This is a genomic window from Hominimerdicola alba (assembly GCF_900112155.1).
In the GTDB taxonomy this organism is placed as follows: Bacteria; Bacillota; Clostridia; order Oscillospirales; family Ruminococcaceae; genus Hominimerdicola; species Hominimerdicola alba_D.
In genome coordinates this window covers 1-3,832 of sequence record NZ_FOKQ01000090.1, presented here as the reverse complement: position 1 = coordinate 3,832, position 3,832 = coordinate 1, and the positions used below count along the sequence as shown (strand labels likewise).

The 3,832-nt window shown below is 47.8% G+C and carries 4 protein-coding genes; all 4 read right to left on the bottom strand.

Going from position 1 to position 3,832, the window contains the following annotated elements:
• Window positions 1-96: 96 nt before the first annotated feature.
• Window positions 97-2,067: an excinuclease ABC subunit UvrB gene (uvrB, locus tag BM265_RS19380; protein ID WP_074963551.1), complete on the bottom strand. Its 1,971-nt coding sequence runs from the start codon at window positions 2,065-2,067 to the stop codon at window positions 97-99.
• 206 nt (window positions 2,068-2,273) lie between these two features.
• Window positions 2,274-2,984 carry a 16S rRNA (guanine(527)-N(7))-methyltransferase RsmG gene (rsmG, locus tag BM265_RS19375; RefSeq protein ID WP_074963550.1) on the bottom strand — a complete coding sequence of 237 codons (711 nt, stop codon included), beginning with the start codon at window positions 2,982-2,984 and terminating at the stop codon, window positions 2,274-2,276.
• 60 nt (window positions 2,985-3,044) lie between these two features.
• Window positions 3,045-3,398, bottom strand: coding sequence for a DUF6465 family protein (locus tag BM265_RS19370; RefSeq protein WP_074835998.1), 354 nt, complete (start codon window positions 3,396-3,398; stop codon window positions 3,045-3,047).
• A 54-nt stretch (window positions 3,399-3,452) separates the two neighbouring features.
• Window positions 3,453-3,731: an HU family DNA-binding protein gene (locus BM265_RS19365; protein WP_024857753.1), complete on the bottom strand. Its 279-nt coding sequence runs from the start codon at window positions 3,729-3,731 to the stop codon at window positions 3,453-3,455.
• Between the last annotated feature and the right edge of the window lie 101 nt (window positions 3,732-3,832).

Below are 3,832 nucleotides of genomic sequence, written 5' to 3'. Positions count from 1 at the left end.
TATTACTAACTTTCGCATCGTCAGTATTTACATTCTACACTGAGGTGTTCTTTTTTGCAACCCCTTGATTTGTTTGGTTACAGGAAGCTCCATTCTTTACTTTTTTTCCCCTTTGAGTTCCGCTATCCTGTCACGCAGGAATGCTGCGTGCTCGAATTCGAGGAGCTTTGCGGCTTCTTTCATCTCGCGGGTCAGCTTGTCTATAAGCTTCTGCTGTTCTGCCTTGGAGAGCTTTACAGCCTGTCTTGCAGTATACTCCGCTTCTTCCTTGGTGGATATCTCGATGACATCTCTTATATCCTTGACTATGGTCTTGGGAACTATGCCGTGTTCCTCATTGAATTTTTCCTGAATAGCACGTCTTCTCTCGGTCTCGCGGATAGCTTTTTCCATGGAGCGCGTCACGCTGTCGGCATACATTATAACCATGCCCTCGGAGTTTCTCGCTGCCCTTCCTATGGTCTGGATAAGCGAACTCTCCGAACGCAGGAAACCTTCCTTATCGGCATCAAGTATCGCCACAAGGCTGACCTCGGGCAGGTCAAGACCCTCTCTCAGCAGGTTGATGCCCACAAGCACATCAAACTCGCCCAGACGAAGGTCACGTATTATCTCCATACGCTCAATGGTATCTATATCGTGGTGCATATAGCGCACCTTGACATCAAAACCCTTGAGATATGCGGTGAGGTCCTCTGCCATCTTCTTGGTGAGGGTAGTCACCAGTACACGCTGTTTCTTATCAATGCGCTTATTTATCTCGCTGAGGAGGTCTTCTATCTGACCGTCGGAGGGTCTTACGGATATCAGCGGGTCGAGAAGTCCCGTAGGTCTGATCACCTGCTCTACTATCTGTACGCTCTTTTCCTTTTCGATATCACCCGGAGTGGCTGATACGAATATCGCCTGATTTATGCGCTCGTAGAATTCATCGAACCGCAAGGGACGGTTATCCATGGCTGAGGGCAGGCGGAAGCCGTAGTCCACAAGGGTCTGCTTACGCGCCCTGTCACCTGCAAACATACCCCTTACCTGAGGCAGTGAAACATGGGATTCGTCCACCATAAGCAGAAAATCATCGGGCATGAAGTCGAAGAGAGTGAAAGGCACAGCCCCGGGGGAGCGCCTTGCCAGCACTCTCGAATAGTTCTCGATGCCGCTGCAAAAGCCTATCTCTTCCAGCATTTCCATATCGTAGTTAGTACGCTGCTGTATGCGCTGAGCCTCTATCAGCATACCTCTGTCCTCGAAGTATTTTACACGTTCAGCCAGTTCTTCTTTTATTTCCTCGATAGCGTCAAGCATCTTCTCTCTGCCGACAATATAGTGAGTCGCAGGGAACACCGCCGCGTGTTCAAGGTGAGAAAGCACCTCGCCTGTAAGCACGTTTATCTCGCTGATACGGTCTATCTCGTCACCGAAGAACTCCACTCTAAGCGCCTTGTCTGTGGAATCTGCGGGGAATATCTCCACCACATCGCCCCTTACGCGGAACTTGTTTCTCACAAAATTTATATCGTTGCGCTCGTACTGTATCTTGACAAGCTGTGCGATAAGCTCATCGCGGGATTTTTCAGCACCTCTGCGTATGCTCACCACCATGGATTTATACTCCGATGGGTCGCCCAGAGAGTATATGCAGGAAACGCTGGCAACGATGATGACATCACGCCTTTCGGTTATGGCTGTAGTGGCGGAATGGCGCAGTTTATCTATCTCGTCATTTATGGAACTGTCCTTTTCGATATACACATCTGTGCTTGGCACATAGGCTTCGGGCTGGTAGTAATCGTAGTAGCTGACAAAGTATTCCACCGCGTTGTTTGGGAAGAACTCCTTGAACTCCGAACACAGCTGGGCGGCAAGTATCTTGTTGTGGGCAAGCACCAAAGTCGGACGGTTGAGCCTTTCTATAACATTTGCCATAGTAAAAGTCTTGCCCGAGCCCGTAACGCCCAGAAGTGTCTGCTCTTTCATACCCGATTCAACGCCCCTTACCAGAGCGTCCACCGCTTCGGGCTGGTCACCCGAAAGCTTATAATCCGATACCAGCTGAAATCTATCCATTTTTACCCGACCTCCCTGCCGAAAAATCACAAATATTTTATGCGAACAATCGTTTACTATTATACATCCGAAAGCCCTCTGTGTCAAGAGATTTTTCATTAATTATGGGTATTTTCAAAGACTTCCTCTTTACCGAAAACAAAAGGTGACAGCCGCACCAGATGGTACAGCTGTCCTGAACATAGCTATGTAAATTATTATGGATATCACACCAATGGCTTCTTTTTCATCTGTCCCGCATTTCTTGGGAATTTTGCCGGGGTAGGTTCCAGTTTCCTTATAAGGATAAGAGTTCTGCCGTCACCGCCGGGAAGAGTGTATTCCACCACTTTCTCGGTCTTGCCGCCCAGAAGTTTTATTGCAGGTTTAGCCTTTTCAAGTTCTTCACTGCCGCTGCTGCCTTTCAGGGATACGAAGAGTCCCCCCACCTTTACAAAAGGCAGACAGTACTCGCACAAGTCGGTAAGGTTAGCCACCGCCCTTGCAGTCGCGATATCAAATTGCTCTCTGTAATCAGCCTTTTTTCCGAATTCCTCAGCCCTGCCGTGAACACATTCGGCATTAAGGGCTATATTGTCCGAGAGGGACTGCAAAAAGCTCACCCTCTTGTTAAGGCTGTCCAGCAGGGTCAGCCTGATATCATCACGATATACTTTCAGCGGACATGAGGGAAAACCCGCTCCTGTGCCCACATCTATCATTTTTGCGTCCTCGGGCAGGTCAAAAAGTGTGAATGGGTATATGCTGTCAAAAAAATGCTTTACCGCTATGCCCTCATCATCGGTGATAGCCGTAAGATTCACCATCTTGTTATACTCCACCAGCATATCCGCATACTTTTCAAGTCTTGCAGACTGTTCCTCTGTCAGCGTGATGCCATTATCCTCAAATATATCCTTATACTCAGAAATTACCATAAAATACCTCAACGAAAAAACGACCGCTCCGCGCAGGGAGCGGTCAGATAATAACAAAAATTACAGATCGATCTTCTGATCAGCGTCGCCCTTGTCATTTACTGTATAGTAAGCAACGCCCTCCTCAGGCTTGATATAAAGCTTTACAGCCTTGGGAGCTCTGTGACCCTTAGCCTTGTAGTCAGCCTTTGCAGCTTCAACAAGTGCAGCTATATCCAGCTGCTTATCAGCGAATTCCACGAAGACAACGTCTTTCTCGGTAGCTTTCTCAACAGCAGCCTTTGTCTTCGCAGCAGCCTTAGTTGCAGTTTTCTTTGCCTTAGCGGCGGTTTCTTTAGCGGCAGCCTTGGTCTTGGCAGCAGTCTCCTTAGCGACCTCCTTGACCTCAGCGGCAACCTTTTTAGTGTTTGCCATTGTGATTATTCTCCTTTTTGAAATTCAGTATATTGCTATGCGCAATGCAGAAGATTACTTCTTGTCAACAGCGTCCTTCAGAGCCTTTGCAGCCTTGAATGCAGGTACCTTCTTAGCGGGTACATCGATGGGCTGCTTGGTTGCAGGGTTGATTGACTTCTTAGCAGCGCGGTCTCTTACCTCAAATGTACCAAAACCGGGGATCGCTACCTTTTCGCCCTTCTCCAGAGCCTCTGTGATGGTGCTTATAACAGCGTCAAGAGCTGCCTCAGCGTTCTTCTTGGTGCTGCCGTTCTTTTCAGCGATTGCAGCAAGCAGTTCAGCCTTCTTCATGATTACTACCTCCTCAAAATATCTTGTAAAATCTCGTAAATACTCGCGAAATCTCAGTATTTCATAAAGTTATGTTCAAGAAATGAACCAAGTTATGGATG